General features: G+C 51.8%; 18 protein-coding genes and 7 pseudogenes. 14 read left to right on the forward strand and 11 right to left on the reverse strand.

Going from position 1 to position 26,262, the window contains the following annotated elements:
- The 7 genes and pseudogenes from C1P89_RS15975 to yjiA all read left to right on the forward strand — a co-directional run bounded on the left by C1P89_RS15975 (position 1) and on the right by yjiA (position 7,953).
- A protein-coding gene (locus tag C1P89_RS15975; RefSeq protein WP_087879933.1) for an IS3-like element IS600 family transposase occupies positions 1 to 1,157 on the forward strand; the annotation gives its coding sequence in 2 pieces (ribosomal slippage) (positions 1 to 250 and positions 250 to 1,157; 1,158 coding nt in all).
- A gap of 42 nt (positions 1,158 to 1,199) precedes the next feature.
- Positions 1,200 to 1,847 (forward strand): annotated as a pseudogene (locus C1P89_RS15980) (helix-turn-helix domain-containing protein); the annotation flags it as partial.
- A gap of 250 nt (positions 1,848 to 2,097) precedes the next feature.
- Positions 2,098 to 3,660: a 4-hydroxyphenylacetate 3-monooxygenase, oxygenase component gene (hpaB, locus tag C1P89_RS15985; RefSeq protein ID WP_000801478.1), complete on the forward strand. Its 1,563-nt coding sequence runs from the start codon at positions 2,098 to 2,100 to the stop codon at positions 3,658 to 3,660.
- A 17-nt stretch (positions 3,661 to 3,677) separates the two neighbouring features.
- The gene (locus tag C1P89_RS15990; RefSeq protein ID WP_001175455.1) at positions 3,678 to 4,190 is read left to right on the forward strand and encodes a 4-hydroxyphenylacetate 3-monooxygenase reductase subunit; all 513 of its coding nucleotides are present in this window, start codon (positions 3,678 to 3,680) and stop codon (positions 4,188 to 4,190) included.
- A 392-nt stretch (positions 4,191 to 4,582) separates the two neighbouring features.
- Positions 4,583 to 6,733: a pyruvate/proton symporter BtsT gene (gene btsT, locus C1P89_RS15995; protein ID WP_005139144.1), complete on the forward strand. Its 2,151-nt coding sequence runs from the start codon at positions 4,583 to 4,585 to the stop codon at positions 6,731 to 6,733.
- A 49-nt stretch (positions 6,734 to 6,782) separates the two neighbouring features.
- Positions 6,783 to 6,986, forward strand: a complete 204-nt coding sequence (locus C1P89_RS16000) for a YbdD/YjiX family protein (RefSeq protein ID WP_000467859.1) — start codon at positions 6,783 to 6,785, stop codon at positions 6,984 to 6,986.
- Between the two features lie 10 nt (positions 6,987 to 6,996).
- Positions 6,997 to 7,953, forward strand: a complete 957-nt coding sequence (gene yjiA, locus C1P89_RS16005; RefSeq protein ID WP_005139132.1) for a GTPase — start codon at positions 6,997 to 6,999, stop codon at positions 7,951 to 7,953.
- A gap of 77 nt (positions 7,954 to 8,030) precedes the next feature.
- Here yjiA and C1P89_RS16010 read toward each other — a convergent pair.
- A pseudogene (locus tag C1P89_RS16010) lies at positions 8,031 to 8,927 on the reverse strand (penicillin acylase family protein); the annotation flags it as partial.
- Between the two features lie 227 nt (positions 8,928 to 9,154).
- On the opposite strand from C1P89_RS16010, the pseudogene C1P89_RS16015 reads away from it, so the two are divergent.
- Positions 9,155 to 10,361 (forward strand): annotated as a pseudogene (locus tag C1P89_RS16015) (IS110-like element ISEc20 family transposase).
- Positions 10,362 to 10,384: 23 nt separating this feature from the next.
- Here C1P89_RS16015 and C1P89_RS16020 read toward each other — a convergent pair.
- Positions 10,385 to 11,133 (reverse strand): annotated as a pseudogene (locus C1P89_RS16020) (penicillin acylase family protein); the annotation flags it as partial.
- 55 nt (positions 11,134 to 11,188) lie between these two features.
- On the opposite strand from C1P89_RS16020, the gene C1P89_RS16025 reads away from it, so the two are divergent.
- A protein-coding gene (locus C1P89_RS16025; protein ID WP_094096600.1) for an IS1-like element IS1A family transposase occupies positions 11,189 to 11,886 on the forward strand; the annotation gives its coding sequence in 2 pieces (ribosomal slippage) (positions 11,189 to 11,438 and positions 11,438 to 11,886; 699 coding nt in all).
- Between the two features lie 140 nt (positions 11,887 to 12,026).
- Positions 12,027 to 12,857, forward strand: coding sequence for a YjfZ/YjiC family protein (locus C1P89_RS16030; protein ID WP_000062556.1), 831 nt, complete (start codon positions 12,027 to 12,029; stop codon positions 12,855 to 12,857).
- 140 nt (positions 12,858 to 12,997) lie between these two features.
- Here C1P89_RS16030 and uxuR read toward each other — a convergent pair whose 3' ends face one another.
- The 3 genes from uxuR to uxuA all read right to left on the reverse strand — a co-directional run bounded on the left by uxuR (position 12,998) and on the right by uxuA (position 16,711).
- Entirely contained in the window at positions 12,998 to 13,771 is a 774-nt protein-coding gene (gene uxuR / locus C1P89_RS16035; RefSeq protein ID WP_000833688.1) for a Uxu operon transcriptional regulator, read from the reverse strand.
- A 214-nt stretch (positions 13,772 to 13,985) separates the two neighbouring features.
- Positions 13,986 to 15,446, reverse strand: a complete 1,461-nt coding sequence (locus C1P89_RS16040) for a fructuronate reductase (RefSeq protein WP_000208194.1) — start codon at positions 15,444 to 15,446, stop codon at positions 13,986 to 13,988.
- Positions 15,447 to 15,526: 80 nt separating this feature from the next.
- On the reverse strand, positions 15,527 to 16,711 hold the full coding sequence (uxuA, locus tag C1P89_RS16045) for a mannonate dehydratase (RefSeq protein ID WP_000438582.1): 1,185 nt from the start codon (positions 16,709 to 16,711) through the stop codon (positions 15,527 to 15,529).
- Positions 16,712 to 17,050: 339 nt separating this feature from the next.
- Between uxuA and gntP the strand changes: the two genes are divergently transcribed.
- The gene (gene gntP, locus C1P89_RS16050; protein WP_000558254.1) at positions 17,051 to 18,394 is read left to right on the forward strand and encodes a gluconate permease GntP; all 1,344 of its coding nucleotides are present in this window, start codon (positions 17,051 to 17,053) and stop codon (positions 18,392 to 18,394) included.
- 163 nt (positions 18,395 to 18,557) lie between these two features.
- On the opposite strand, the gene fimH is transcribed toward gntP, so the two are convergent.
- From fimH to fimD (C1P89_RS16070), 4 genes and pseudogenes are all read right to left on the reverse strand, one after another.
- Positions 18,558 to 19,460, reverse strand: coding sequence for a type 1 fimbria D-mannose specific adhesin FimH (gene fimH / locus C1P89_RS16055; RefSeq protein WP_000832227.1), 903 nt, complete (start codon positions 19,458 to 19,460; stop codon positions 18,558 to 18,560).
- 19 nt (positions 19,461 to 19,479) lie between these two features.
- Positions 19,480 to 19,923, reverse strand: coding sequence for a type 1 fimbrial minor subunit FimG (gene fimG, locus C1P89_RS16060; protein WP_306234496.1), 444 nt, complete (start codon positions 19,921 to 19,923; stop codon positions 19,480 to 19,482).
- A gap of 72 nt (positions 19,924 to 19,995) precedes the next feature.
- Positions 19,996 to 20,526 carry a type 1 fimbria minor subunit FimF gene (gene fimF, locus C1P89_RS16065; protein WP_001244832.1) on the reverse strand — a complete coding sequence of 177 codons (531 nt, stop codon included), beginning with the start codon at positions 20,524 to 20,526 and terminating at the stop codon, positions 19,996 to 19,998.
- A 9-nt stretch (positions 20,527 to 20,535) separates the two neighbouring features.
- Positions 20,536 to 21,387: pseudogene (gene fimD / locus C1P89_RS16070) on the reverse strand (fimbrial usher FimD); the annotation flags it as partial.
- A gap of 125 nt (positions 21,388 to 21,512) precedes the next feature.
- Between fimD (C1P89_RS16070) and C1P89_RS16075 the strand changes: the two are divergent.
- Positions 21,513 to 22,640 (forward strand): IS110-like element ISSso6 family transposase, encoded by a 1,128-nt coding sequence (locus C1P89_RS16075; RefSeq protein WP_001063816.1) that lies wholly within the window; start codon positions 21,513 to 21,515, stop codon positions 22,638 to 22,640.
- 264 nt (positions 22,641 to 22,904) lie between these two features.
- Here the strand turns inward: C1P89_RS16075 and fimD (C1P89_RS16085) are convergent.
- Positions 22,905 to 24,086, reverse strand: a pseudogene (gene fimD, locus C1P89_RS16085) (fimbrial usher FimD); the annotation flags it as partial.
- 57 nt (positions 24,087 to 24,143) lie between these two features.
- Between fimD (C1P89_RS16085) and C1P89_RS16090 the strand changes: the two are divergent.
- Positions 24,144 to 24,841, forward strand: a protein-coding gene (locus tag C1P89_RS16090) for an IS1-like element IS1A family transposase (RefSeq protein WP_237158186.1) whose coding sequence is annotated in 2 segments (ribosomal slippage) — positions 24,144 to 24,393 and positions 24,393 to 24,841 — 699 coding nt in all. Because the reading frame shifts where the segments join, the coding sequence is not laid out codon by codon here.
- Positions 24,842 to 24,857: 16 nt separating this feature from the next.
- On the opposite strand, the pseudogene C1P89_RS16095 reads toward C1P89_RS16090, so the two are convergent.
- Positions 24,858 to 25,469, reverse strand: a pseudogene (locus C1P89_RS16095) (FimD/PapC N-terminal domain-containing protein); the annotation flags it as partial.
- 92 nt (positions 25,470 to 25,561) lie between these two features.
- Here C1P89_RS16095 and C1P89_RS16100 point away from each other — a divergent pair.
- Positions 25,562 to 26,259 (forward strand): IS1-like element IS1A family transposase gene (locus C1P89_RS16100; protein WP_239592414.1). Its coding sequence is split into 2 segments (ribosomal slippage): positions 25,562 to 25,811 and positions 25,811 to 26,259, totalling 699 coding nucleotides; the frame shifts between segments, so codons are not numbered across the junction.
- Positions 26,260 to 26,262 lie beyond the last annotated feature (3 nt).

The following is a 26,262-nucleotide window of genomic DNA, read 5'->3' on the forward strand; positions in this document are numbered from 1 at the left end:
ATGAGCAGAAAAACCCAACGTTACTCTAAAGAGTTCAAAGCCGAAGCTGTCAGAACGGTTCCTGAAAATCAACTTTCGATCAGTGAAGGCGCTTCCCGATTATCTCTTCCTGAAGGCACTTTAGGACAATGGGTTACCGCCGCCAGAAAAGGGCTCGGTACTCCTGGTTCCCGCACGGTGGCTGAACTGGAATCTGAAATTCTGCAACTGCGTAAGGCGTTAAATGAAGCTCGCCTTGAGCGAGATATATTAAAAAAAGCAACAGCGTATTTTGCACAGGAGTCGCTGAAAAATACGCGTTAATCGAACAATGGCGACAACAATTTCCCATTGAAGCGATGTGTCAGGTATTTGGTGTATCCAGGAGCGGTTATTACAACTGGGTACAGCATGAACCCTCAGACAGAAAACAAAGTGATGAGCGGCTAAAACTGGAGATTAAGGTGGCACATATCCGCACTCGCGAAACATATGGAACCCGGCGGCTCCAGACGGAGCTGGCAGAGAATGGCATCATCGTTGGTCGTGACCGACTGGCACGTCTTCGTAAGGAGCTAAGGCTACGCTGTAAGCAGAAACGCAAGTTCAGAGCGACTACGAACTCGAACCACAATCTGCCAGTTGCGCCAAATCTGCTGAACCAGACGTTCGCTCCTACAGCACCAAATCAGGTCTGGGTGGCGGACCTGACGTATGTTGCCACACAGGAGGGATGGTTGTACCTCGCTGGCATCAAAGATGTTTATACGTGCGAAATTGTCGGCTACGCCATGGGAGAGCGCATGACAAAAGAGCTGACAGGTAAAGCCCTGTTTATGGCGCTCAGGAGCCAGCGCCCACCTGCCGGGCTAATCCACCACTCTGATCGAGGTTCACAGTACTGCGCATACGATTACCGGGTCATACAGGAGCAGTCTGGTCTGAAAACATCAATGTCGCGTAAAGGTAACTGTTACGACAACGCTCCGATGGAAAGCTTCTGGGGAACGCTGAAAAATGAGAGCCTGAGCCACTATCGTTTTAATAACCGGGATGAAGCCATCTCAGTAATACGGGAATACATTGAGATTTTCTACAATCGTCAGCGTCGTCACTCTCGTCTGGGGAATATCTCCCCGGCAGCCTTCAGGGAAAAATATCATCAGATGGCTGCTTAAAAAAAGAACAAATGGTAGTGTCCGCTATTGCCAGTACACCTCATACCTCATGCGTTTATTACGGAGTCTGACGCCGACGGTCATGTGTTGACGGTACGGGAAGATCTGATCTGGCCCCTGCTGGAAGTTCTTTATCCAGGCACTCGGGAAACCTTCGGCCTGCCGGGGATTTGCCTGTCACTGGCAGATAAACCCGACGAACTGGCGGCGCTGGAACACTATTGGCAACTGATAGAGCGGGAATCGGTGGAACAACTGCCTGGACGGGAACACACCCTGACGCTACTGGCACAGGCAGTGTTCACCCTACTGCTGCGTAATGCAAAACTCGACGACCATGCCGCCAGCGGGATGCGCGGAGAATTAAAACTGTTCCAGCGTTTTAATATGCTGATTGAAAGCCATTTTCATCAGCACTGGACAGTACCGGATTACGCTAACGAACTGCATATCACCGAATCACGCCTCACGGACATCTGCCGCCGCTTTGCCAACCGTCCGCCAAAACGGTTGATTTTCGACAGGCAGCTGCGAGAAGCCAAGCGGCTGCTGCTGTTTTCTGATAACGCCGTGAACAATATTGCCTGGCAACTCGGTTTTAAGGATCCAGCTTATTTTGCGCGCTTTTTTAATCGCTTAGTCGGTTGCTCGCCCAGTGCTTATCGTGCCAAAAAAGTACCTGTGACGTGAAAATCCCTTAGCCTTAACGGGAAACCAGGCACCACCTGCTATTCCCCTTTCTCCGCCTGGAGCAAGGGGATTTAGTAACGTCAAAAATCGCTAAAAGCGACCGCGATCACAAAACCGTACCCGACCTGAAAAGTACCAGCCATTGTCCCAAAAGTGTCTTCCCGTAATCGCCCCTGCAAGCTTCAATTGAATAACAAAAACAACACACAAAATTAACAATCGTATTCCGATTAATACTGTAGAGGTCGACATGAAACCAGAAGATTTCCGCGCCAGTACCCAACGTCCGTTCACCGGGGAAGAGTATCTGAAAAGCCTGCAGGATGGTCGCGAGATCTATATCTATGGCGAGCGAGTGAAAGACGTCACTACTCATCCGGCATTTCGTAATGCGGCAGCGTCTGTTGCCCAACTGTACGACGCGCTGCACAAACCGGAGATGCAGGACTCTCTGTGCTGGAACACCGACACCGGCAGCGGCGGCTATACCCATAAATTCTTCCGCGTGGCGAAAAGTGCCGACGACCTGCGCCAGCAACGTGACGCCATCGCTGAGTGGTCACGCCTGAGCTATGGCTGGATGGGCCGTACCCCAGACTACAAAGCTGCTTTCGGTTGCGCACTGGGCGCGAATCCGGGCTTTTACGGTCAGTTCGAGCAGAACGCCCGTAACTGGTACACCCGTATTCAGGAAACTGGCCTCTACTTTAACCACGCGATTGTTAACCCACCGATCGATCGTCATTTGCCGACCGATAAAGTGAAAGACGTTTACATCAAGCTGGAAAAAGAGACTGACGCCGGGATTATCGTTAGCGGTGCGAAAGTGGTTGCCACCAACTCGGCGCTGACTCACTACAACATGATTGGCTTCGGCTCGGCACAAGTAATGGGCGAAAACCCGGACTTCGCACTGATGTTCGTTGCGCCAATGGATGCCAATGGCGTCAAATTAATCTCCCGCGCCTCTTATGAGATGGTCGCGGGTGCTACCGGCTCGCCGTACGACTACCCGCTCTCCAGCCGCTTCGATGAGAACGATGCGATTCTGGTGATGGATAACGTGCTGATCCCATGGGAAAACGTACTGATCTACCGCGATTTCGATCGCTGCCGTCGCTGGACAATGGAAGGCGGTTTTGCCCGTATGTATCCGCTGCAAGCCTGTGTGCGCCTGGCAGTGAAACTCGACTTCATTACAGCACTGCTGAAAAAATCACTCGAATGTACCGGCACCCTGGAGTTCCGTGGTGTACAGGCCGATCTCGGTGAAGTGGTGGCGTGGCGCAACACCTTCTGGGCATTGAGTGACTCGATGTGTTCTGAAGCGACGCCGTGGGTCAACGGGGCTTATTTACCGGATCATGCCGCACTGCAAACCTATCGCGTACTGGCACCAATGGCCTACGCGAAGATCAAAAACATTATCGAACGCAACGTTACCAGTGGCCTGATCTATCTCCCTTCCAGTGCCCGTGACCTGAACAATCCGCAGATCGACCAGTATCTGGCGAAGTATGTGCGCGGTTCGAATGGTATGGATCACGTCCAGCGCATCAAGATCCTCAAACTGATGTGGGACGCCATTGGCAGCGAGTTTGGTGGTCGCCACGAACTGTATGAAATCAACTACTCCGGTAGCCAGGATGAGATTCGCCTACAGTGTCTGCGCCAGGCACAAAGCTCCGGCAATATGGACAAGATGATGGCGATGGTTGATCGCTGCCTGTCGGAATACGACCAGAACGGCTGGACTGTGCCGCACTTGCACAACAACGACGATATCAACATGCTGGATAAGCTGCTGAAATAACGCAGCAGGAGGTTAAGATGCAATTAGATGAACAGCGCCTGCGCTTTCGTGACGCGATGGCCAGCCTGTCGGCAGCGGTAAATATTATCACCACCGAGGGCGACGCCGGACAATGCGGGATTACGGCAACGGCCGTCTGCTCGGTCACGGATACACCACCATCGCTGATGGTGTGCATTAACGCCAACAGTGCGATGAACCCGGTTTTTCAGGGCAACGGTAAGTTGTGCGTCAACGTCCTCAACCATGAGCAGGAACTGATGGCACGCCACTTCGCGGGCATGACAGGCATGGCGATGGAAGAGCGTTTTAGCCTCTCATGCTGGCAAAAAGGTCCGCTGGCGCAGCCGGTGCTGAAAGGTTCGCTGGCCAGTCTTGAAGGTGAGATCCGCGATGTGCAGGCAATTGGCACACATCTGGTGTATCTGGTGGAGATTAAAAACATCATCCTCAGTGCAGAAGGTCACGGACTTATCTACTTTAAACGCCGTTTCCATCCGGTGATGCTGGAAATGGAAGCTGCGATTTAAGCTCCAGCCCCTTCACGCATTCGTCGAAGGGGCATTTTTATTGTGATCTCAATCACATATCCACCCGATGAATAATTCTTGCCCAACCGCTCACCGCCATTCCTGACCGCTTACGTCCCTAAAATAACCACTCAGTTATTTACCTTACTTTACGCGCGCGTAACTCTGGCAACATCACTGCAGGATAGCGGTCAATTTACCTCCTCAAACGCAACGCAAACCTAGAACGGCTTCGGCCTATGATTAACAAATTACTCTATGAATTTTGGTTTGCAGGAAGGCAGCAAGTGAGTGAATCCCCGGGAGCTTACAACAGTAAGTGACAGGGGTGAACGAACGCAACTGCCGCACCTGTAAGCCAAAAGACGACGAGTAAAATGCCAGGTTTTACTATGGATACGAAAAAACTATTCAAGCACATACCCTGGGTGATTCTCGGAATCATCGGTGCATTCTGCCTCGCGGTAGTTGCATTACGTCGGGGGGAGCACGTCAGCGCCCTGTGGATCGTGGTCGCCTCTGTGTCGGTGTATCTGGTGGCGTATCGCTACTACAGTCTGTACATCGCCCAGAAGGTGATGAAACTCGACCCCACGCGCGCGACGCCTGCGGTTATTAACAACGACGGTCTGAACTACGTTCCGACCAACCGTTACGTGTTGTTTGGTCACCACTTCGCCGCTATCGCCGGTGCTGGTCCGCTGGTCGGTCCGGTTCTCGCCGCACAGATGGGCCACCTGCCTGGCACGCTGTGGCTGCTGGCGGGGGTAGTACTGGCCGGTGCGGTTCAGGACTTTATGGTGCTGTTTATCTCCTCTCGCCGTAACGGCGCATCTCTCGGTGAGATGATAAAAGAAGAGATGGGACCAGTACCGGGGACTATCGCGCTGTTTGGCTGTTTCTTAATCATGATCATCATCCTTGCCGTCCTGGCGCTGATTGTGGTTAAAGCCCTGGCCGAAAGTCCGTGGGGTGTCTTCACCGTTTGCTCAACCGTACCGATTGCGCTGTTTATGGGTATCTACATGCGCTTTATCCGTCCGGGGCGTGTGGGTGAAGTCTCTGTCATTGGTATCGTGCTGCTGGTTGCCTCTATCTACTTCGGTGGCGTGATTGCTCACGATCCGTACTGGGGTCCGGCACTGACCTTTAAAGACACCACCATTACCTTCGCGCTGATTGGCTATGCGTTTGTTTCCGCATTGCTGCCGGTGTGGCTGATCCTCGCACCGCGCGACTATCTGGCAACCTTCCTGAAAATCGGCGTTATCGTCGGCCTGGCGCTGGGTATCGTGGTGCTGAACCCGGAACTGAAAATGCCTGCGATGACCCAGTACATTGACGGTACTGGCCCGCTGTGGAAAGGTGCTCTGTTCCCGTTCTTGTTCATTACCATCGCCTGTGGTGCGGTATCTGGCTTCCACGCACTGATCTCTTCCGGTACGACGCCGAAACTGCTGGCTAATGAAACCGACGCGCGTTTCATTGGCTACGGCGCAATGCTGATGGAGTCCTTCGTGGCGATTATGGCGCTGGTTGCTGCGTCCATCATCGAACCGGGTCTTTACTTCGCGATGAACACCCCGCCTGCTGGCCTTGGCATCACCATGCCTAACCTGCATGAAATGGGTGGCGAGAACGCGCCGATCATCATGGCGCAGCTGAAAGACGTTACCGCACACGCGGCAGCGACCGTCAGCTCTTGGGGCTTCGTGATTTCGCCAGAGCAGATCCTGCAAACCGCGAAAGACATTGGTGAGCCTTCTGTCCTGAACCGTGCAGGTGGTGCGCCAACGCTGGCGGTAGGTATCGCTCACGTGTTCCACAAAGTGCTGCCGATGGCTGACATGGGCTTCTGGTATCACTTCGGTATTCTGTTCGAAGCCCTGTTCATCCTGACCGCGCTGGATGCGGGTACCCGTTCTGGCCGTTTTATGCTGCAAGACCTGCTGGGTAACTTCATCCCGTTCCTGAAAAAAACCGACTCTCTGGTTGCCGGTATCATCGGTACTGCGGGCTGTGTGGGTCTGTGGGGCTACCTGCTGTATCAGGGCGTGGTCGATCCGCTGGGCGGCGTTAAGAGCCTGTGGCCGCTGTTCGGTATCTCCAACCAGATGCTGGCAGCCGTAGCGCTGGTACTGGGCACCGTTGTGCTGATTAAGATGAAGCGCACCCAATACATCTGGGTAACTGTTGTTCCGGCTGTATGGCTGCTTATCTGCACCACCTGGGCGCTGGGTCTGAAACTGTTCAGCACCAACCCGCAGATGGAAGGCTTCTTCTACATGGCAAGCCAGTACAAAGAGAAGATTGCTAACGGTACTGACCTGACGGCGCAGCAGATTGCCAACATGAACCACATCGTTGTGAACAACTACACCAACGCAGGCCTGAGTATTCTGTTCCTGATTGTGGTGTACAGCATCATCTTCTACGGTTTCAAAACCTGGCTTGCGGTGCGTAACAGCGACAAACGTACTGACAAAGAAACTCCGTACGTTCCAATCCCGGAAGGCGGCGTGAAGATCTCTTCGCACCACTAACCGTGTTTAGCCCCGCTTCGGCGGGGCTTTGTTCTTATCAGAGTGAACTATGTTTGGTAACTTAGGACAGGCAAAAAAATATCTCGGCCAGGCGGCGAAGATGTTGATTGGCATTCCAGACTACGACAACTACGTCGAGCATATGAAGACCAACCATCCCGACAAGCCGTACATGAGCTATGAAGAATTCTTCCGCGAACGCCAGAACGCGCGCTACGGCGGCGATGGTAAAGGCGGTATGCGCTGTTGTTAATGGAGAGAGCATGAACCCGATTGCAGTTACCCTACTCACCGGTTTTTTAGGCGCGGGCAAAACCACCCTGCTGCGCCATATTCTTAACGAACAACACGGCTACGAGATTGCCGTGATTGAAAACGAATTCGGCGAAGTCTCCGTTGATGATCAACTGATTGGCGACCGCGCCACGCAGATCAAAACGCTGACCAACGGCTGCATCTGCTGTTCGCGCTCCAACGAGCTGGAAGACGCACTACTCGACCTGCTGGATAATCTCGACAAGGGCAATATTCAGTTCGACCGTCTGGTCATTGAATGCACCGGCATGGCCGATCCCGGCCCGATTATTCAGACCTTCTTCTCCCATGAGATTTTATGCCAGCGCTACCTGCTGGACGGGGTGATTGCGCTGGTGGATGCGGTACATGCCGATGAGCAGATGAACCAGTTCACCATCGCCCAGTCCCAGGTTGGCTACGCCGACCGTATTCTGCTGACGAAAACCGACGTCGCAGGCGAAGCAGAGAAACTGCGTGAACGCCTGGCGCGCATCAACGCCCGCGCACCGGTCTACACCGTTACCCACGGCGATATCGACCTGGGCCTTCTGTTCAACACCAACGGTTTTATGCTGGAAGAAAACGTCGTCAGCACCAAACCGCGTTTCCACTTTATCGCGGACAAACAAAACGATATTTCGTCGATTGTGGTGGAACTGGATTACCCGGTAGATATCAGCGAAGTTTCCCGGGTGATGGAAAACCTGCTGCTGGAATCGGCGGATAAACTGCTGCGTTACAAAGGGATGCTGTGGATTGACGGCGAACCTAACCGCCTGCTGTTCCAGGGCGTCCAGCGCCTCTACAGCGCCGACTGGGACCGCCCGTGGGGCGATGAAAAACCGCATAGCACGATGGTGTTTATCGGGATTCAGTTGCCGGAGGATGAGATTCGGGCGGCGTTTGCGGGACTCAAAAAGTAACCAGCCCTCCAACATCACAATACCTGAGACTTTATCACCCTCATATTCCTCCAGAATATGAGGGCATTCGGGCTTAATTATCTCTGAACGTGCAACACTTCCTGCGACTCCTTATGCGCCTCCACATCCTGCTTCGTTAACCAGAGCGACTTACGACCAAAATTTTCGTACATTTTCAGCTGATCTTCATAGTGCTGATCAACTGTTCCATCGGGAGCAATAAACCCACTCTGACCGGGTGCGACCACATCCCAGGCAAGCACCGGACGATCGCTTGTCGTTGGTGAGAAAACAATCATATCGTTTTCTGTTCCACGGTTTTGATACTCCGCCTGATGACGCGTTTCTTCCGCTGCGGCCTGCGGTACACCAAAGAAATTATTTGCACGGAACGTTAAGGCCATTGCAGGTGTTTTCCAGTTACTCACATTATTGCCATAGCGTTTGGAAAGAGTCTCCCAGGTATCTTCCAGCGCAGCCAACACAACCTCCTGCTGTGGTTTCCCAGCAAACAGATCAACCGCCTGTGGGATTGGTGATTTGTCTCCCTGCACCGCCTCATACAAAATTTTTGCTCCAACACTTATATTCAGCGAACCAGTTGGGCCGTCCTGGGTTGTTTCGTAGCCACTGGCGCTGTACCACTTATCAAATGGCATAGGTACGGCAGCCACTACGGTACGCTTCAACATACTGGTCAGCCAAACGTTCAGGATGGCAGAGCCTGGCTGCTGCCAGGTTTTACCATCATCATTAAGCAAATTGATGCCATCCCAACGTGTTAATGTATCCACCAACTGACGGCGCGGATCGCTCTGTGTCAAACCAGATGTCGCTGCTTGCAGAGTAGGTAAAAAAAGCCTCAGGTTAAGATCCTGACGACTGGTTTGGCGAATAACATCCCATGCCTGATCAGCAGTTAAGCGTGGCTTTTGCTCAAGCAGTCGGTCGATCTCCGTAACGCGATCTGCCCCGTTACTTTATTCGTACCCCTTATAATGGGGTGTTAGCCAGCCAGACCCGGCATGATTACTGCCCCCAGTCGTCCATGATCCGGGGGGTGATGTCACCGGGTCTGGTGGGGCGCTGGTAACCGCTAATAGGGGTCAGGTCAGGCACTTTTGCCGGGACCGTCTGTAACGTGGATGCCGGTACCTGCTCCCCGTGGTTATCTGGTTAACCCATATACAAGGGAGACAGAATGACCGAATCCAGCGATTACGAATCCGTCCAGGTCTTTATCGGCGTTGATGTCGGTAAAGATACGCATCACGCTGTTGCCATTAATCGTTCAGGTAAACGCCTGTTCGATAAAGCATTACCCAACGACGAAAACAAACTCAGGTCGCTAATATCTGACCTGAAACAACATGGTCAGATACTGCTGGTTGTTGATCAGCCAGCTACCATCGGTGCGTTACCTGTCGCCGTTGCCCGCTCAGAAGGAGTCCTTGTCGGATACCTCCCTGGACTGGCCATGCGCCGCATAGCCGACTTACACGCCGGTGAAGCTAAAACTGATGCTCGTGACGCTGCCATCATTGCCGAAGCTGCCCGTACCCTGCCTCACGCGCTACGCACGCTGAAACTGGCTGACGAGCAAATCGCCGAACTCTCCATGCTCTGCGGCTTCGATGATGATCTTGCCGCACAGACAACGCAGGCCAGCAACCGTATCCGCGGCCTTCTGACCCAGATACATCCGGCACTGGAGCGCGTTCTCGGTCCGAGACTTGAGCACCCGGCGGTACTCGATCTTCTCCAGCGATATCCCTCACCAGAAAAACTCGCTTCGCTGGGCTTCGCTGGGTGAGAAGAAGCTGGCAGCCCAGCTCTGCAAACTTGCGCCTCGTCTGGGTAAACGCCTTGCAGCAGACATAGCTCAGGCACTGGCCGAACAAACCGTCGTCGTTCCCGGCACGAATGCCGCTGCCGTAGTACTGCCACGTCTGGCACTCCAGCTCATCACGCTGCGTAAGCAAAGAGACGAGGTGGCGCTTGAGGTAGAACAGCGAGTTCTTGCTCACCCTCTTTACCCGGTCCTGACCAGTATGCCCGGAGTCGGTGTCAGGACCGCAGCCAGACTCCTCACCGAGGTCGCCTGCCGCGCCTTCGCCTCTGCCGCACATCTCGCTGCTTATGCTGGCCTTGCGCCGGTAACTCGGCGATCCGGCTCGTCAATACGCGGTGAGCATCCCTCGCGACGGGGTAATAAAGCTCTCAAACGGGCGTTGTTCCTGTCGGCCTTCGCCGCGCTCAGGGATCCGCTCTCCAGGGCTTACTACACCCGCAAAATGAGTCAGGGAAAACGACACAATCAGGCGCTTATCGCCCTGGCGAGACGACGCTGCGACGTTCTGTTCGCCATGATGCGCGACGGGACTTTTTATACCCCGCAGGGGTCATAACATGCTTGACAACTTAATAGGGGCCCCCCCCACAAAAAGGCAAACAGATCCGAAGCGGGATAATCTTTTTGGGGAGAATTGTTCCAGTTAGCAATATATCCCGACAGGGGGTTATACACCTTAGGGTTCATTTCAAAAGGCAATAGCCCTTTCCAGTCCCATTTTCCCGTACCAGGAACGGGTAATCGCGGATCATGGCCTGATTGACGATCTGGATAAGCACCAGTATGAACATAACCAATATTGCCGTTTACATCAGCATAGTACCAGTTGATGGTCAGTGCTTGTTTCGCTGCCTGCTGTGTCCACTCCTGCCAATTTTTGGCCTTCATCTGATGAGTCCAGGCCAGCAAAGACGCCACCTCTTTACCATCCCATGCGCGGGATTTAGCGTAAGCCGTTTGTGTCGTCTGGTCAGTTTGGAGAATGTTGCCATGCACCGTACGCCAGACAGTAAAGGTCTCTGCCTGACCATTTTTCACCGTAATGGTTTCCTCACGGCTTAACATTTTCACCCACTTACCATTATGCAAGTAGTAGCCTGGTTTCTCTGCCGACAGCCGTTCAGCAAAAATATCGACATCATCGCCGAAACCTGCCGTTGATCCCCAGGAAATCACACCATTATGACCAAAAACCAGCCCAGGATAGGATAGGCAAATGGTGTATTGCCAGTGACATCATAACCAGCACCGTGCAGACCAATACCATAAGTATACGCAGGCGCATACCAGCCAAACTGCGGACCATTTACCATGATTGCTTTCGCATCGGTGATGCTGCCAACTTACTGATTTAGTGTATGATGGTGTTTTTGAGGTGCTCCAGTGGCTTCTGTTTCTATCAGCTGTCCCTCCTGTTCAGCTACTGACGGGGTGGTGCGTAACGGCAAAAGCACTGCCGGACATCAGCGCTATCTCTGCTCTCACTGCCGTAAAACATGGCAACTGCAGTTCACTTACACCGCTTCTCAACCCGGTACGCACCAGAAAATCATTGATATGGCCATGAATGGCGTTGGATGCCGGGCAACTGCACGCATTATGGGCGTTGGCCTCAACACGATTTTACGTCACTTAAAAAACTCAGGCCGCAGTCGGTAACCTCGCGCATACAGCCGGGCAGTGACGTCATCGTCTGCGCGGAAATGGACGAACAGTGGGGCTATGTCGGGGCTAAATCGCGCCAGCGCTGGCTGTTTTACGCGTATGACAGTCTCCGGAAGACGGTTGTTGCGCACGTATTCGGTGAACGCACTATGGCGACGCTGGGGCGTCTTATGAGCCTGCTGTCACCCTTTGACGTGGTGATATGGATGACGGATGGCTGGCCGCTGTATGAATCCCGCCTGAAGGGAAAGCTGCACGTAATCAGCAAGCGATATACGCAGCGAATTGAGCGGCATAACCTGAATCTGAGGCAGCACCTGGCACGGCTGGGACGGAAGTCGCTGTCGTTCTCAAAATCGGTGGAGCTGCATGACAAAGTCATCGGGCATTATCTGAACATAAAACACTATCAATAAGTTGGAGTCATTACCCACCGTGTAGAGTTGATATCACTACAACAGAAACATGCATGTCATTTGTTTACTTCTCTTTTTACTACAGAAAAATTTATCTATTTTTCTAAACATCAGTGAAATACTCATAAAAGGTAACTATTATGTCTATGCCATTAAGCAATGCCCTTCAGAGTCAAATTATTACAGATAATCACTTCCTTCATCACCCAATAGTCGACAGTGAGTTTACACATAAATTAAAATATGCACGCATGGATTTGGAAAACATCTATCTTCCGCCTCTTACTCGTGGCAATAACCATAATTACGATGGAAAAAGCGCTGTCGAAATTAGAAAACTTGATATTAGTAAAGAGTCCTGGCCATTTAATTATGTGACAGGAGCATGCAGAGAATCCGATGGTATTACAACAACAGGACGTATGCTCTATCGGAACTTGAAAATCACCTCAGCTTTAGACGAAATATATGGTGGCATATGTAAAAAGGCGCATGCTGCCACAGAGTTAGCAGAAGGTTTACGGCTAAATTTATTTATGAAGAGCCCTTTCGATCCTGTTGAGGACTATACAGTTCATGAAATAACATTAGGCCCTGGTTGCAATGTTCCTGGTTATGCCGGAACCACGATAGGATATATTTCAACCCTTCCAGCTTCTCAGGCAAAAAGATGGACCAATGAGCAGCCAAGGATTGATATCTATATTGATCAGATAATGACGGTAACAGGGGTAGCAAATTCTTCCGGATTCGCCCTTGCCGCATTACTTAATGCTAATATTGAGTTGGGTAATGACCCAATAATTGGTATAGAAGCCTATCCCGGTACCGCGGAGATCCATGCAAAAATGGGATATAAAGTTATCCCGGGTGATGAAAATGCACCACTCAAACGTATGACTCTGCAACCGTCATCTCTTCCAGAACTGTTTGAATTAAAAAATGGTGAGTGGAATTATATTGGTAAATAACTACCAGGAAGAATGAGTACTAACATTCAGGTTATACAGATAGCTAAACAATACCCTGCAATTTACAAAGTAATACTCATTGCGACTTCTTAATTTAAGAAAGCGCAAGGAACATTTACCCTTGCGCTTATTATAATAAGTCAGGCGTCAACTTTATCCAGCGGCCATGAATCAAACAGATAGCCATCAAAATAAATATCGTCAACGTTCGAGAATTCCAGCAGACGTTGCTTAACGTTTTCCAGATGCCGCCACATTGCCAGCTTCGCCGCTCGGGCATCTTTTTTGATTAACGCGGCGAGGATCTGTTTGTGATCGCCCAACCACTCTTTGCGATACAGGCTGTCATCCAGATGGCTGTGCAACTGGATCCACATTGGATTGTTTTCCCGCCACTGCCAGGACTGACGGAACAGCTCCACCAGCATGCTGTTATGCGTTGCTTCGGCAATGGCGAGATGGAACTGCATATCACCACTTTCGCTGCTGCCCGGCGCGCTGGAAGCCAGCTCACGCTCTTCCAGTTGCAATGCCTGACGCATTTTGACGATATCTTCGCGGGTAGCCTGCAAAGCGGCAAATTCCGCGATGTTACTTTCCAGTAACTGACGCGCCTGTAACAGCTCAAAAGGACCGGCATCATTGCAGACGTTAGCATCCGGACTGTCTGTGTTGTGGCTGCCTGAGCTATCAAGAACATAGATACCGGCACCCCGGCGCACTTCCACCAGCCCTTTGATCTCCAGCATGATCAGCGCTTCACGTACCACCGTCCTCGTGACATCAAGCATTTCTGCAATTTCACGCTCCGGCGGCAGCCGTTCGCCAGGATTGTATGGCGTCTTTATGATCAGATCGCGGATCATCGCCCCGACTTCCTGGTAAGGTCTTTGCGCAGAGGTGGCAGATTTCATGGTGTTGTGTCCGTTAGGTGCGGTTAATCAAATTTTTGCCGGATGCGGCGTGAACGCCTTATCCGGCCTACAACGGGCAATTTTACGGCACCCGTTAATCTCAAACTATACCATTAGCACTGGAAGTTGGCACGTACAGGTGGGCAAAAAAACGAAAACTGGTCAACCAAATATCAGTTTGATTGACCAGTAAGTCTGTAGGGTAATCAGTTAGTTACAGCGCAGCCACACACTCGCGCGCACCGCGTTCGCACAGCTGCTGATATGCCGCCGTCACCGCGCCAACAAAGTCGGCATTCTGCGGCAGATCATCGGCAAAAATGCCGCTCAGGCCCAGCAGCGCTTTCACGCGGTCTGCGCCCTGATACTGCGCGTTAATCTTCTGGAACTCGGCCAGCATCGGGTCAACCACGTCAATGGCATTACCCTGTTCATCCACGCCCTGGGTGTAGCGCATCCAGCCAGCCACGCCCAGTGCCAGGTGACGCCAGCTGCCGCCGTTTTGCAGGTGCAGACGCACCGGATCCAGAAGACGCTGCGGTAACTTCTGGCTGCCGTCCATTGCAATCTGCCAGGTACGGTGACGCAGAGACGGGTTGCTGAAACGCTCGATCAGCAGCGTCGCATAGGCGTTCAGGTCTGTACCTTCCGGCATCGACAGCGTTGGCGCTTGTTCCTGCATCATCAGGGCAAAGGCCGCTTTGCGATAATCCGGATTAGTCATGGTGTCGGCAATGGTTTCATAGCCGCCGAGGTAACCGAGGTACGCCAGGAAAGAGTGGCTGCCGTTCAGCATACGCAGTTTCATCATTTCGAACGGCACAACGTCTGCAACGAACTGTGCGCCCACTTTATCCCAGTCCGGACGACCATTAACGAAGTTATCTTCAATCACCCACTGACGGAACGGTTCGCAGGCAATGGCGCACGGGTCGTAAACACCCAGCTGGTCAGCAATTTCCTGTAAGGTTTCTGGCGTCGCCGCCGGAACGATGCGGTCAACCATGGTGCACGGGAAGGTGACGTTCTCTTCAATCCATGCCGCCAGCTGCGGATCACGTGCCTGAGCCAGCCCCAGAACCGCGACCTTCGCCACATGACCGTTTTCACGCACGTTGTCGCAGGACATCACCGTAAACGCTTTCAGCCCTTTTTCACGACGCAGACGCAAGGCTTCGACGATGTAACCAATCGCGGACTTCGGCGCAGTCGGGTTTTCCAGATCGTGCTTGATCAGCGGGTTATTGAGATCCAGCTGACCGCTTGCCGCATCGGCGCAATAACCTTTCTCTGTGACCGTCAGGGAGACAATCGCCGTCTGCGGACGCGCCATCGCGTTGAGAATACCTTCACAACCGTCGATTTCCGGATGCAGGGCTTCTTTCATCGAACCGATAATTTTCAGCTCGGTGCTTTCTGCGCCTTTTTCCGCCACGGTGTACAGCAGTTGCTGTTTTTTCAGGTTTTCAATCAGCACACGGTCGTTGCCTGGCATCAGGTTAACTTCGCAGATACCCCAGTCGCTGTCGGTACTTTCCAGCAGATGATGGGTGTACAGCGCCTGGTGCGCGCGGTGAAACGCCCCGCAACCGAGATGCACAATGCGTGATTCCAGACGAGAATGATCCCATGACGGGCGGGCAACCGGCAGATTGCTGTCAACAATAGTAGTCATCGTAAACTCCAGAATCCGTCTTCAGAGAGTGACGGCAAGGAAGAAGGAACCGGCACGGCGCGCAGCCATGCCGGTGGGTATCAACGGCTAAAGAAAGCGCGCTGGATCGCCAGTTCGACACCGCGAACTTCAGCCAGGCCTTTCAGACGACCAATTGCGGAGTAACCTGGGTTGGTTTTCTTCTTCAGGTCGTCCAGCATCTGATGACCGTGGTCCGGACGCATCGGGATCAGGTCTTCTTTGCCTTCCGCTTTACGACGGTGTTCTTCTTCAACAATCGCTTTCACCACTTCGTACATATCAACGTCACCGTTCAGGTGCGCCGCTTCGTGGAAGGTTTTCGGGTTATCTTCACGCATGGTGGAGCGCAGATGGGTGAAGTAAATACGCGGACCGAACTGCTTGATCATATCAACCAGATCGTTGTCAGCACGCACGCCGTAGGAACCTGTGCACATGGTGAAACCGTTCGCCATGCTGTTTACGGTATCAACCATCCACTGCATATCTTCAATGGTGGAAACAATGCGCGGCAGGCCGAGGATCGGGCGCGGCGGATCGTCCGGGTGAACAGCCATACGGACGCCAACTTCTTCGGCAACCGGAATAATCGCTTTCAGGAAGACGGCAAAGTTTTCGCGCAGTTTGGCTTTGTCGATATCTTTATACAGCTCCAGGTGCTTACGGAACTGGTCGAGGGTATACCCTTCTTCCGCGCCCGGCAGACCGGCAATGATGTTACGGGTCAGACGCGCTTTGTCTTCGTCGCTCATAGTGGCGAAGCGTTCAGCGGCCTGAGCAATTTCTTCTTCGGTGTAATCCGCTTCCGCGCCTGGACGCTTCAGGATATGCATTTCGAATGCAGCGAATTCGATCTGGTCGAAGCGCAGAGCTTTGGAGCCGTCTGGCAGCACGTATTCGAGGTCAGTACGGGTCCAGTCGAGCACCGGCATGAAGTTGTAGCACACGGTGCGAATGCCGCACTGCGCCAGGTTGCGCAGAGTCTGCTGATAGTTAGCGATCCACTGTTCATAGTTGCCAGTGTGGGTTTTGATATCTTCGTGAATTGGCACGCTTTCTACGACAGACCATACCAGGCCTGCGTCTTCAACGATCGCCTTGCGTTTGAGGATCTCTTCTACGGACCATACTTCGCCGTTCGGGATATGGTGCAGCGCGGTAACCACGCCAGTTGCGCCCGCCTGACGGACATCAGCTAGAGAAACCGGATCGTTTGGGCCGTACCAGCGCCAGGTCTGTTCCATGATTTTTCCTCTTTCACATAGTGGGTTCCACAGCAAAGAGACGTGGAGCCCCGGAGTTGTTTAGGTATCCGGATGAACAACCAGACCGCAGCCGTGGCGTTGCATCGGATGAGATGGCGTATAAGTTCTACCTTTTGGTAAGACATGTCAACCAGAAATCTGAAATTGGTTAACCACATCGCAAGAATTTCACTCTCACGGTTGTTGCTGCAAATTGCAGCAAAGGGTAATCGATGGTTATTGATCAGAGGATGTGACATTCATCGCAACAATGGTTGACCAATTTACATAACATGTCGCCCAAAATAACAACGGTTCAACCAGGTAAGGTAAAACGTTATGCATGTGCTTAACATTCTCTGGGTGGTATTCGGCATTGGCCTGATGCTGGTACTGAATTTGAAGTTCAAAATCAATTCAATGGTGGCTTTGCTAGTGGCGGCGCTGTCCGTCGGGATGCTGGCGGGCATGGATTTGATGTCGCTGCTGCACACAATGAAAGCGGGCTTCGGCAACACGCTGGGGGAACTGGCTATCATCGTGGTGTTCGGTGCGGTCATCGGTAAATTGATGGTCGACTCCGGCGCGGCGCACCAGATAGCGCATACGCTGCTGGCGCGTCTCGGTCTGCGCTATGTACAGCTGTCGGTAATTATCATCGGCCTGATTTTCGGTCTGGCGATGTTCTATGAAGTGGCCTTTATCATGTTAGCGCCGCTGGTTATTGTCATTGCCGCCGAAGCTAAAATCCCGTTTCTGAAACTGGCGATCCCGGCAGTAGCAGCTGCCACTACCGCACATTCACTGTTCCCACCGCAGCCGGGTCCGGTGGCGCTGGTGAATGCTTATGGCGCGGATATGGGGATGGTTTATATCTATGGCGTACTGGTGACGATCCCAAGTGTCATCTGCGCAGGTCTGATCCTGCCGAAGTTCCTCGGCAATCTTGAGCGCCCAACGCCATCATTCCTGAAAGCAGATCAACCGGTAGATATGAATAATCTGCCCTCTTTCGGCGTTTCGATTCTGGTGCCGCTGATCCCGGCGATCATTATGATCTCTACCACCATCGCCAATATCTGGCTGGTAAAAGATACCCCTGCCTGGGAAGTGGTTAACTTTATCGGTTCCTCGCCGATTGCAATGTTTATTGCGATGGTGGTTGCATTCGTACTCTTCGGCACCGCGCGCGGGCACGATATGCAGTGGGTGATGAACGCTTTTGAAAGCGCGGTGAAGAGCATTGCAATGGTGATTCTGATCATCGGTGCGGGTGGCGTGCTGAAGCAGACCATCATCGACACCGGCATTGGTGACACCATCGGCATGTTGATGTCCCACGGCAATATCTCGCCCTACATCATGGCATGGCTGATCACCGTACTGATTCGTCTGGCGACGGGTCAGGGTGTGGTTTCAGCGATGACCGCCGCCGGGATTATCAGTGCTGCAATCCTTGATACAGCAACTGGTCAGCTGGTTGGCGTGAATCCGGCGCTGCTGGTGCTAGCGACGGCTGCGGGTTCCAACACCCTCACCCACATTAATGATGCCTCATTCTGGCTGTTCAAAGGTTACTTTGACCTGTCAGTAAAAGACACGTTGAAAACCTGGGGTCAGCTGGAGCTGGTCAACTCCGTGGTTGGGCTGATTATTGTGTTGATTATCAGCATGGTAGCGTAAAAGAGCACCAGAGCCTGCCATTGGCAGGCTCTGGTCGGATTGTCGGCAAAGTGCGCTTTGTTTATTCTTATCTGGCCTACAAAGGGCTAACGTGCGGGTTTGTAGATAGCGTAGCGCATCAGGCAATATTGCGTACCTGCATTAGCAATGTCCTGTGATTTCTTTATTGATAAACAAAAGTCACGCCAATAATCGATTGCACATTCCCTGCAGTCACCTGCCCTCCAGTACGTGCGTAATTTGCCGTTAATCCCAGACTTACCGCCGAAGTCCCTACTGCTCCTAACGATACCGTGTTATTCGCTGGAATAATCGTACCGTTGCGCGTCAACTGTACGCCGACGCCCTGCGCTGGTGAAAACGAGGCGGTATTGGTGAAAATCGAATTGCCCGCATCTGCGGTTGTGCCGGAGAGGTAATATCCCAGGTTTTGGCTTTTCGCACAATAAACGGTAAGAGGAATTGGCACTGAACCAGGGTAGTCCGGCAGAGTAACGGTGACATCACGAGCAGAAACATCGCAGCCGCCAGTGGGCACCACCACATCATTATTGGCGTAAATATTCCACACAAACTGAAAATCATCGCTGTTATAGTTGTTGGTCTGTCGCAAAATAAGCACGGCAATTAATGAACCAGCTTTAATCGCCACCCCGCCAGCACTGCTCACAGGCGTCAAATAAAGCGCCACCGGCCACGGCTTATCCGTTCTCGAATTATAAACAACCCGCGGCGTTTCGCTGGTGGTAGGAAATGGATAGCTACTGCCACTATATTTTACGGTCCCGGAAAAATTAGATAACACGCCGCCATAAGCCGAGCCTCGTTGCAGTGTGACATAGTCTGTAATGGTTTCCGGATAATCGTTATGGCAAAAGATTTGCGTCGAAAGATCCACGACCAGGTTTTGCCCCACATTCACGGCAGGCGCAAGGTTTACATAAACATTAGCGCTGCCACCGCCAATAGGGATAGCGGTGCCATTGGCGGTTTTACAGGCGAATGACCAGGCATTTACCGACCAGCCCATCAGCAGTACAGCAAACAGGGTAATAACTCGTTTCATTACAATCATCTCTTCGGGTTCAGCTGTAGGTATAGGTGATGCTAATCACTGCCTGAATGGTTCCCTGAGTGGCTCCGCCATTTACCGTCAATGCTCTGACCTGTAACGGGAAGTGCGCTGATTGTGAGGAATCATCCACCTGAACTGTTTTGGTTGCGCCACTATTCAATGTGTTGCCACTGTCATCCTGTAGCTCTAACTGGATGTTTTGCGCGGTCCCCTGGTTTTTATAATATCCGGTACTGTCGGCTGCCCCGCTGAAGCTGGCAGTGACCCTCGACGTTCCCACCGGACAATTAGTCAACTCAAGCGCAACATCATGCCAGGCCGATGCCGCCCCGGCAGACATAAGACTGAAAGAATAAAGATCGCCGAGATCTACCGTGGCATTGGTGGTGGAAACCGTGCACGGTTTGGCGACGACCTTACCGTTCACCGTGATGGTGACATCGGCTGCCTGTATCGTCGCACTTGCGAGCGCCAACATTGCCGCCAATAAATACCCACGTTTGCGCCATTTCATGAGCATCTCCAGTTACTGATATTCAAGAGTGAAGGTAGCCGTGGCATTGATATGCCCCGCAGTGACAGGCACCTGTGTCACCATTAGCCGGGCGTAAAAATTCAGCGTATTTGGTTTACCCGGCGTCAGGGTCGTCCACGAAAGCGCGGACGATGGGGCATTAAGGGGTATCTGATTTTGTTGCTCATTCAGAAGCTGTATTCCCAGTCCCGCAGCCGCTGACACCGTATTTTCAAGTGCAAGCAGGTTGGCATTGTGGCTATCTGCAACACCGGTAAACCCAACTTTTACGGCAGAAACGGCATTACCACAGGGTGACAGCAAAATACGAAATGGAACGACAGGAGTCGTCGCGCCAATGTTGTTAAATTGCTTCGCCGCGTTTTCCATCAGATCAACAGTAAAATTGGTTGATTCAGCGGCCACACTACAGCCGTTATCTCTGACATAGCCGCGGATAGTAATCGTGCTATCCGCAGCCAAAGCGCGACTCACCGCCAACCACAAAAAAGCGCACAGAAGATAAAAAGGTTTGTTTCTCATCACGCCCCCTTAACGACATTCAGCTGATAGCTGGGTTAATAACTGCTGCTGACTCTCTGGTGGCAGTTGATAATTGGCGACACAGTGAGCATTTTCCTCTTCTCCCCATTTCACCTGAACTTTTCCCGCTAAAGGCATTCCGCTGAGGTAAACCTGACCATTATCCGCAACAATGCCGCTACTCTGGCTACTCTCTGATGTCACCATCGCCCCAAACGGCAGCGGCTTATTATTGTGGGTTAGCGTCATGAGCAGTTTTATCCCAACGCGCGCTTTAAACTCTGCTCGCACGATCGCCCCACGAGTGGGAACAACGTTAGCGACCGCGTTATCTAAATCGACGTTATCAGCCAGGGTATTGGTATCCAGCGCTACTCTGTTTTCCCGATATTCAGTGGCATAAGGCAGCACGGCATAACCGCGCCAGTCGGTACGCACCCCCGTCTGGTTTTCGACTTTTGCATCTTTTGCGCCAGGCGCTTTAACAAGCACCACCGTATCGTTTAACGGCTGCCCCAGCGTTACGCCATTGGCATGAGCCAGTACCCCACCGCTGACTCCGTAATAGAGCTGCTTAATATCATCGCTATGGCTGTAACCGATGTTGGCATTGCCGTAACCACCGCGATAATTCAGCGTGGCGTAGCCTGTACTTCCGCTATTACCATCACCTCCCCCGGCGTAACCGGTTTGCACGCTATAGCTGAGGTTGTTGTCTTCCAGCAACGTACCGTATACACCGGCCAGATTGGTCATCCGACCGTTGAGATCGTGTGACATGCTGTAACTGGCACTGGCATGTCGCCACTGAGATTTACTGTCAGAACGCAGCCAGTGGCTGAAAGGAATATTGACGTTAAGGCAGTATGACTTTCTGTGAGACAGATGCTGGCCAACGTGGGATATTTAACGCGGGTTAACATCGTTGTCAGAGCCGCATGGGTGAGCTGTTGCTACACCCCGGTATTTCCACCACGGAGGCCAGCATGAACAACAATAACACATTGTACGTCGGGTTAGATGTTCACAAAGAATCGATTACTGTCGCTTATGCTATCAATTCAGAACCTGTTGAACTGATGGGTAAAATTGGCACATCACCTACTGATATTCAGAATCTTTGTAAACGTCTCAGGTCAAAGTCATCGCAGGTCAGTATCGTTTATGAAGCGGGGCCCTGTGGTTATGGACTTTATCGTCGGCTGGTGAAATCCGGTTTTGACTGCATGGTCTGCGCCCCCTCACTTATCCCGAAAAAACCGGGGGAGCGAGTTAAAACCGATCGCCGTGATGCCATCAGACTTGTGCGTTCACTGCGTGCAGGAGATCTTTCTGCTGTCTACGTACCCGGCATTGAAGATGAGGCATTCCGGGATTTGGCCCGGGCATGGGCATCTGCCCGCGATGATTTACGGCATGCAAGGCAACGTCTGAAATCGTTTCTTCTGGTTCATGGGGTCCATTATGTCGGGCGAGCAGATTGGGGCCCTGCACACCGACGCTGGCTCAGCAAATACTCATTCGAAAGTCCCTGGCGACAATTAGCTTTTGACGAACACCGTCGTACAATAGAAGATCGGCAGGCACAATGTGAACGGCTGGAATCCGCCCTGAAGGAGGCCGTTACCGAATGGAGGCTGTATCCGGTAGTAGAGGCGCTGCAAGCCATGCGAGGGATTCAGTTTATTACTGCGGTTGGATTAATTTCTGAACTGGGTGATCTGACCCGTTTTGAACATCCACGACAACTGATGTCATGGTTTGGTATCACGCCATCAGAATATTCATCGGGTGGAAGCAGACATCAGGGCAGCATTACCAAAGCCGGAAACAGCTATGCCAGAAAGCTATTGGTCGAGGCAGCGTGGAGTTACCGTCATCCGGCACGCATCAGTCCGGCAATACAAAAAAGGCAGGAAAATTTACCCCGCCCCGTCATTGACAGAGCATGGGATGCTCAACTCAGGCTTTGTAAGAGGTATCGAAAACTTCAGGCCAAAGGAAAGAATGTCAATATTACAATTGTTGCTGTTGCACGTGAGCTGGCGGGTTTTATCTGGGATATGGGCCGAATAGCAATGTCTGTCGCACAACAACCACAATGTCACAAATAAAAAATGAGAATAACCAGTTCCCTGAAGGCGACGTAGCCCGGTACAAGAGTAACCCACGTTAGCGCTTGGCGACGGCGGAACAAAGCTGATTCGCGACGTAAGAAAGTGGCAGGCTCATATGACGGACCTCTGTAATGCGGTATCCAACCCGCGAATATCAGCGTGATTCACCGTCGGATTTACTGCTACGTCGCCCTCAGGGAATTAAACCTAAAAAGAAAATCGTCAAAATTAGAGATTCCGGTTTGACACGGAAAGTCATATCAGCGCTAACATCTGATCCCGTCCTTTTTGCCAGGCGTTTTTCGTCAGGCTATAGCTGAGCGTCCAGTTGATATCTTCGAATGCAGTATTTAAACCAGCCTGGAATTGCTCATCGACATTACTCGTTCCCCAATAAGTTTGATGGCTACCACTCAAATACAGTGTTGATGTGCGCCCGAGTTGCTGAGTAACGGTGAGTTGTAATTTCCCGCGTTTGTTATAAGCGAGATTGTAATAGTCGGTGAATTTCGGCTTAACCTGAATAACACCATCCTGTGTTTCGATGTTGTAGCCATTCATTCGACTGTATGTTGTATCAGCGAAATTAAAATATCCACTGGTCGAATAACGGTAACCCACTAACTGAATATTCGTGCCTGACTCATTGAGCGATTTGTTATAGAGAAAACGCACCGATTGTCCGTCATGCTGACTGTCATCGGGAAGTGTGGAATTAGCCTGCGTCATATCCACAGACAGAGCGCCCAGTGCCCCCATGTTTTTCCCGATACCGAAATTAAACGCACGATAACGATCCGCCAGTTGCGTTCCACCATATATTGTCCAGCCAGCCGGAAGGCCGTGGAGTAATGTACTCTGGAAAAAGCGGGTTTTTTCCTGCTGCGCATTTCCACTACGGTATTCTCCTGCCGTAATGGAATAACGAGTATGCCCTTCACGTTGCAAAAGCGGGACTGACGAATAGGGTACGGTAAAGATCTGCGTGCTGCCGTCAGCCTCTTTAATCGTTACCTGCAAGTCACCACTATTACCTGCGGCATAGATATCGTTGATGGTAAAAGGCCCCGGCGGCACCGTACTATTATAAATGTCATACCCATTTTGTTTAATAGTGACCTGTGCAGTACCACGAGCAATACCGTGGATCACCGGGGCAAATCCTCTTTGGCTATCGGGTAACATATTGTCATCTGAGGCCAATTGTGCGCCGCGAAAGTTAATACCATCGAAAATATCGCCCTGGGTATAACCATCACCCAGCGTCAGCCGGGAACGTAACGGAATTATGTCTCGCTCAAGCCAGGTATTGATATGCTGCCATTTATTTTTGCTACCTGATGAACTGTCGCTACTGTTATAACTCCAGGTGGTATTGTCGCGTAAACGCCACGCACCAATATTTAGCCCACTCTGTAGGTTTAAATATGCATAATGGCTGTTACGGTGATGCTGCCAACTTACTGATTTAGTGTATGATGGTGTTTTTGAGGTGCTCCAGTGGCTTCTGTTTCTATCAGCTGTCCCTCCTGTTCAGCTACTGACGGGGTGGTGCGTAACGGCAAAAGCACTGCCGGACATCAGCGCTATCTCTGCTCTCACTGCCGTAAAACATGGCAACTGCAGTTCACTTACACCGCTTCTCAACCCGGTACGCACCAGAAAATCATTGATATGGCCATGAATGGCGTTGGATGCCGGGCAACTGCACGCATTATGGGCGTTGGCCTCAACACGATTTTACGTCACTTAAAAAACTCAGGCCGCAGTCGGTAACCTCGCGCATACAGCCGGGCAGTGACGTCATCGTCTGCGCGGAAATGGACGAACAGTGGGGCTATGTCGGGGCTAAATCGCGCCAGCGCTCGCTGTTTTACGCGTATGACAGTCTCCGGAAGACGGTTGTTGCGCACGTATTCGGTGAACGCACTATGGCGACGCTGGGGCGTCTTATGAGCCTGCTGTCACCCTTTGACGTGGTGATATGGATGACGGATGGCTGGCCGCTGTATGAATCCCGCCTGAAGGGAAAGCTGCACGTAATCAGCAAGCGATATACGCAGCGAATTGAGCGGCATAACCTGAATCTGAGGCAGCACCTGGCACGGCTGGGACGGAAGTCGCTGTCGTTCTCAAAATCGGTGGAGCTGCATGACAAAGTCATCGGGCATTATCTGAACATAAAACACTATCAATAAGTTGGAGTCATTACCGGCTGTTACTACCAATCCGATTCTGTACACTATTTCCGCTGAAATTATAATTGAGCAAGCCGGCATTAATACCGGGATCCCACAACTCAGGAGGAATATATCCACGCGCGCGATTACTCATAAATGCCTGAGGGATCGTCAGGTTGAGTCGCTGCTGACCAACATCTAAATGCGCAGTAGCGTCATGGATCATTGAGGTTAATGGCACGCAGGCATCATCCACCAGCAGATTCATACCGGAGACAGAAGCCGTATTCAGCCCCATACTGGCAAGCTGCGCGCGTGTCAGGCAGGGAACAATCCCTTGTTCACTGTCGCCCGTGTTAAATGTGACATCACGCGTTGCCATATAACCATTATTCAAATAGATATCGACGCGATACGTCCCTGGCGGTAATTCTTGCCCATTTTCAAAACGCGATAAATCGGCCACAGCCTAGGGATCATCCGCTAAAAAGCGCGGATTAAAATAGAGTTCGGCAGATGACAAAGGTGCCTGTGCGGCAAAAGCACAGGCGACAAAGAGCCGGACAAAAAGACCAGCCAAACGATGCTTACGAATATGCAAGCATTGTGTGTTTCGCTGGTAAAGTCTTAAATTCAGATATGACATTATTCCTCCGGTTTAAAATCACCCGGCAGTCAATTCTGGTGATGCTGCCAACTTACTGATTTAGTGTATGATGGTGTTTTTGAGGTGCTCCAGTGGCTTCTGTTTCTATCAGCTGTCCCTCCTGTTCAGCTACTGACGGGGTGGTGCGTAACGGCAAAAGCACTGCCGGACATCAGCGCTATCTCTGCCCTCACTGCCGTAAAACATGGCAACTGCAGTTCACTTACACCGCTTCTCAACCCGGTACGCACCAGAAAATCATTGATATGGCCATGAATGGCGTTGGATGCCGGGCAACTGCACGCATTATGGGCGTTGGCCTCAACACGATTTTACGTCACTTAAAAAACTCAGGCCGCAGTCGGTAACCTCGCGCATACAGCCGGGCAGTGACGTCATCGTCTGCGCGGAAATGGACGAACAGTGGGGCTATGTCGGGGCTAAATCGCGCCAGCGCTGGCTGTTTTACGCGTATGACAGTCTCCGGAAGACGGTTGTTGCGCACGTATTCGGTGAACGCACTATGGCGACGCTGGGGCGTCTTATGAGCCTGCTGTCACCCTTTGACGTGGTGATATGGATGACGGATGGCTGGCCGCTGTATGAATCCCGCCTGAAGGGAAAGCTGCACGTAATCAGCAAGCGATATACGCAGCGAATTGAGCGGCATAACCTGAATCTGAGGCAGCACCTGGCACGGCTGGGACGGAAGTCGCTGTCGTTCTCAAAATCGGTGGAGCTGCATGACAAAGTCATCGGGCATTATCTGAACATAAAACACTATCAATAAGTT

The sequence above is a fragment of the Shigella sonnei genome, from assembly GCF_002950395.1.
Lineage (GTDB): Bacteria > Pseudomonadota > Gammaproteobacteria > Enterobacterales > Enterobacteriaceae > ECMA0423.

Excerpts from the sequence above, each read along its gene's own strand:
- hpaB (WP_000801478.1), top strand. The coding sequence starts at position 2,098 with ATGAAACCAGAAGATTTCCGCGCCAGTACCCAACGTCCGTTCACCGGG.
- C1P89_RS15990 (WP_001175455.1), top strand. The coding sequence starts at position 3,678 with ATGCAATTAGATGAACAGCGCCTGCGCTTTCGTGACGCGATGGCCAGC.
- btsT (WP_005139144.1), top strand. The coding sequence starts at position 4,583 with ATGGATACGAAAAAACTATTCAAGCACATACCCTGGGTGATTCTCGGA.
- C1P89_RS16000 (WP_000467859.1), top strand. The coding sequence starts at position 6,783 with ATGTTTGGTAACTTAGGACAGGCAAAAAAATATCTCGGCCAGGCGGCG.
- yjiA (WP_005139132.1), top strand. The coding sequence starts at position 6,997 with ATGAACCCGATTGCAGTTACCCTACTCACCGGTTTTTTAGGCGCGGGC.
- C1P89_RS16030 (WP_000062556.1), top strand. The coding sequence starts at position 12,027 with ATGTCTATGCCATTAAGCAATGCCCTTCAGAGTCAAATTATTACAGAT.
- uxuR (WP_000833688.1), bottom strand. The coding sequence starts at position 13,771 with ATGAAATCTGCCACCTCTGCGCAAAGACCTTACCAGGAAGTCGGGGCG.
- C1P89_RS16040 (WP_000208194.1), bottom strand. The coding sequence starts at position 15,446 with ATGACTACTATTGTTGACAGCAATCTGCCGGTTGCCCGCCCGTCATGG.
- uxuA (WP_000438582.1), bottom strand. The coding sequence starts at position 16,711 with ATGGAACAGACCTGGCGCTGGTACGGCCCAAACGATCCGGTTTCTCTA.
- gntP (WP_000558254.1), top strand. The coding sequence starts at position 17,051 with ATGCATGTGCTTAACATTCTCTGGGTGGTATTCGGCATTGGCCTGATG.
- fimH (WP_000832227.1), bottom strand. The coding sequence starts at position 19,460 with ATGAAACGAGTTATTACCCTGTTTGCTGTACTGCTGATGGGCTGGTCG.
- fimF (WP_001244832.1), bottom strand. The coding sequence starts at position 20,526 with ATGAGAAACAAACCTTTTTATCTTCTGTGCGCTTTTTTGTGGTTGGCG.
- C1P89_RS16075 (WP_001063816.1), top strand. The coding sequence starts at position 21,513 with ATGAACAACAATAACACATTGTACGTCGGGTTAGATGTTCACAAAGAA.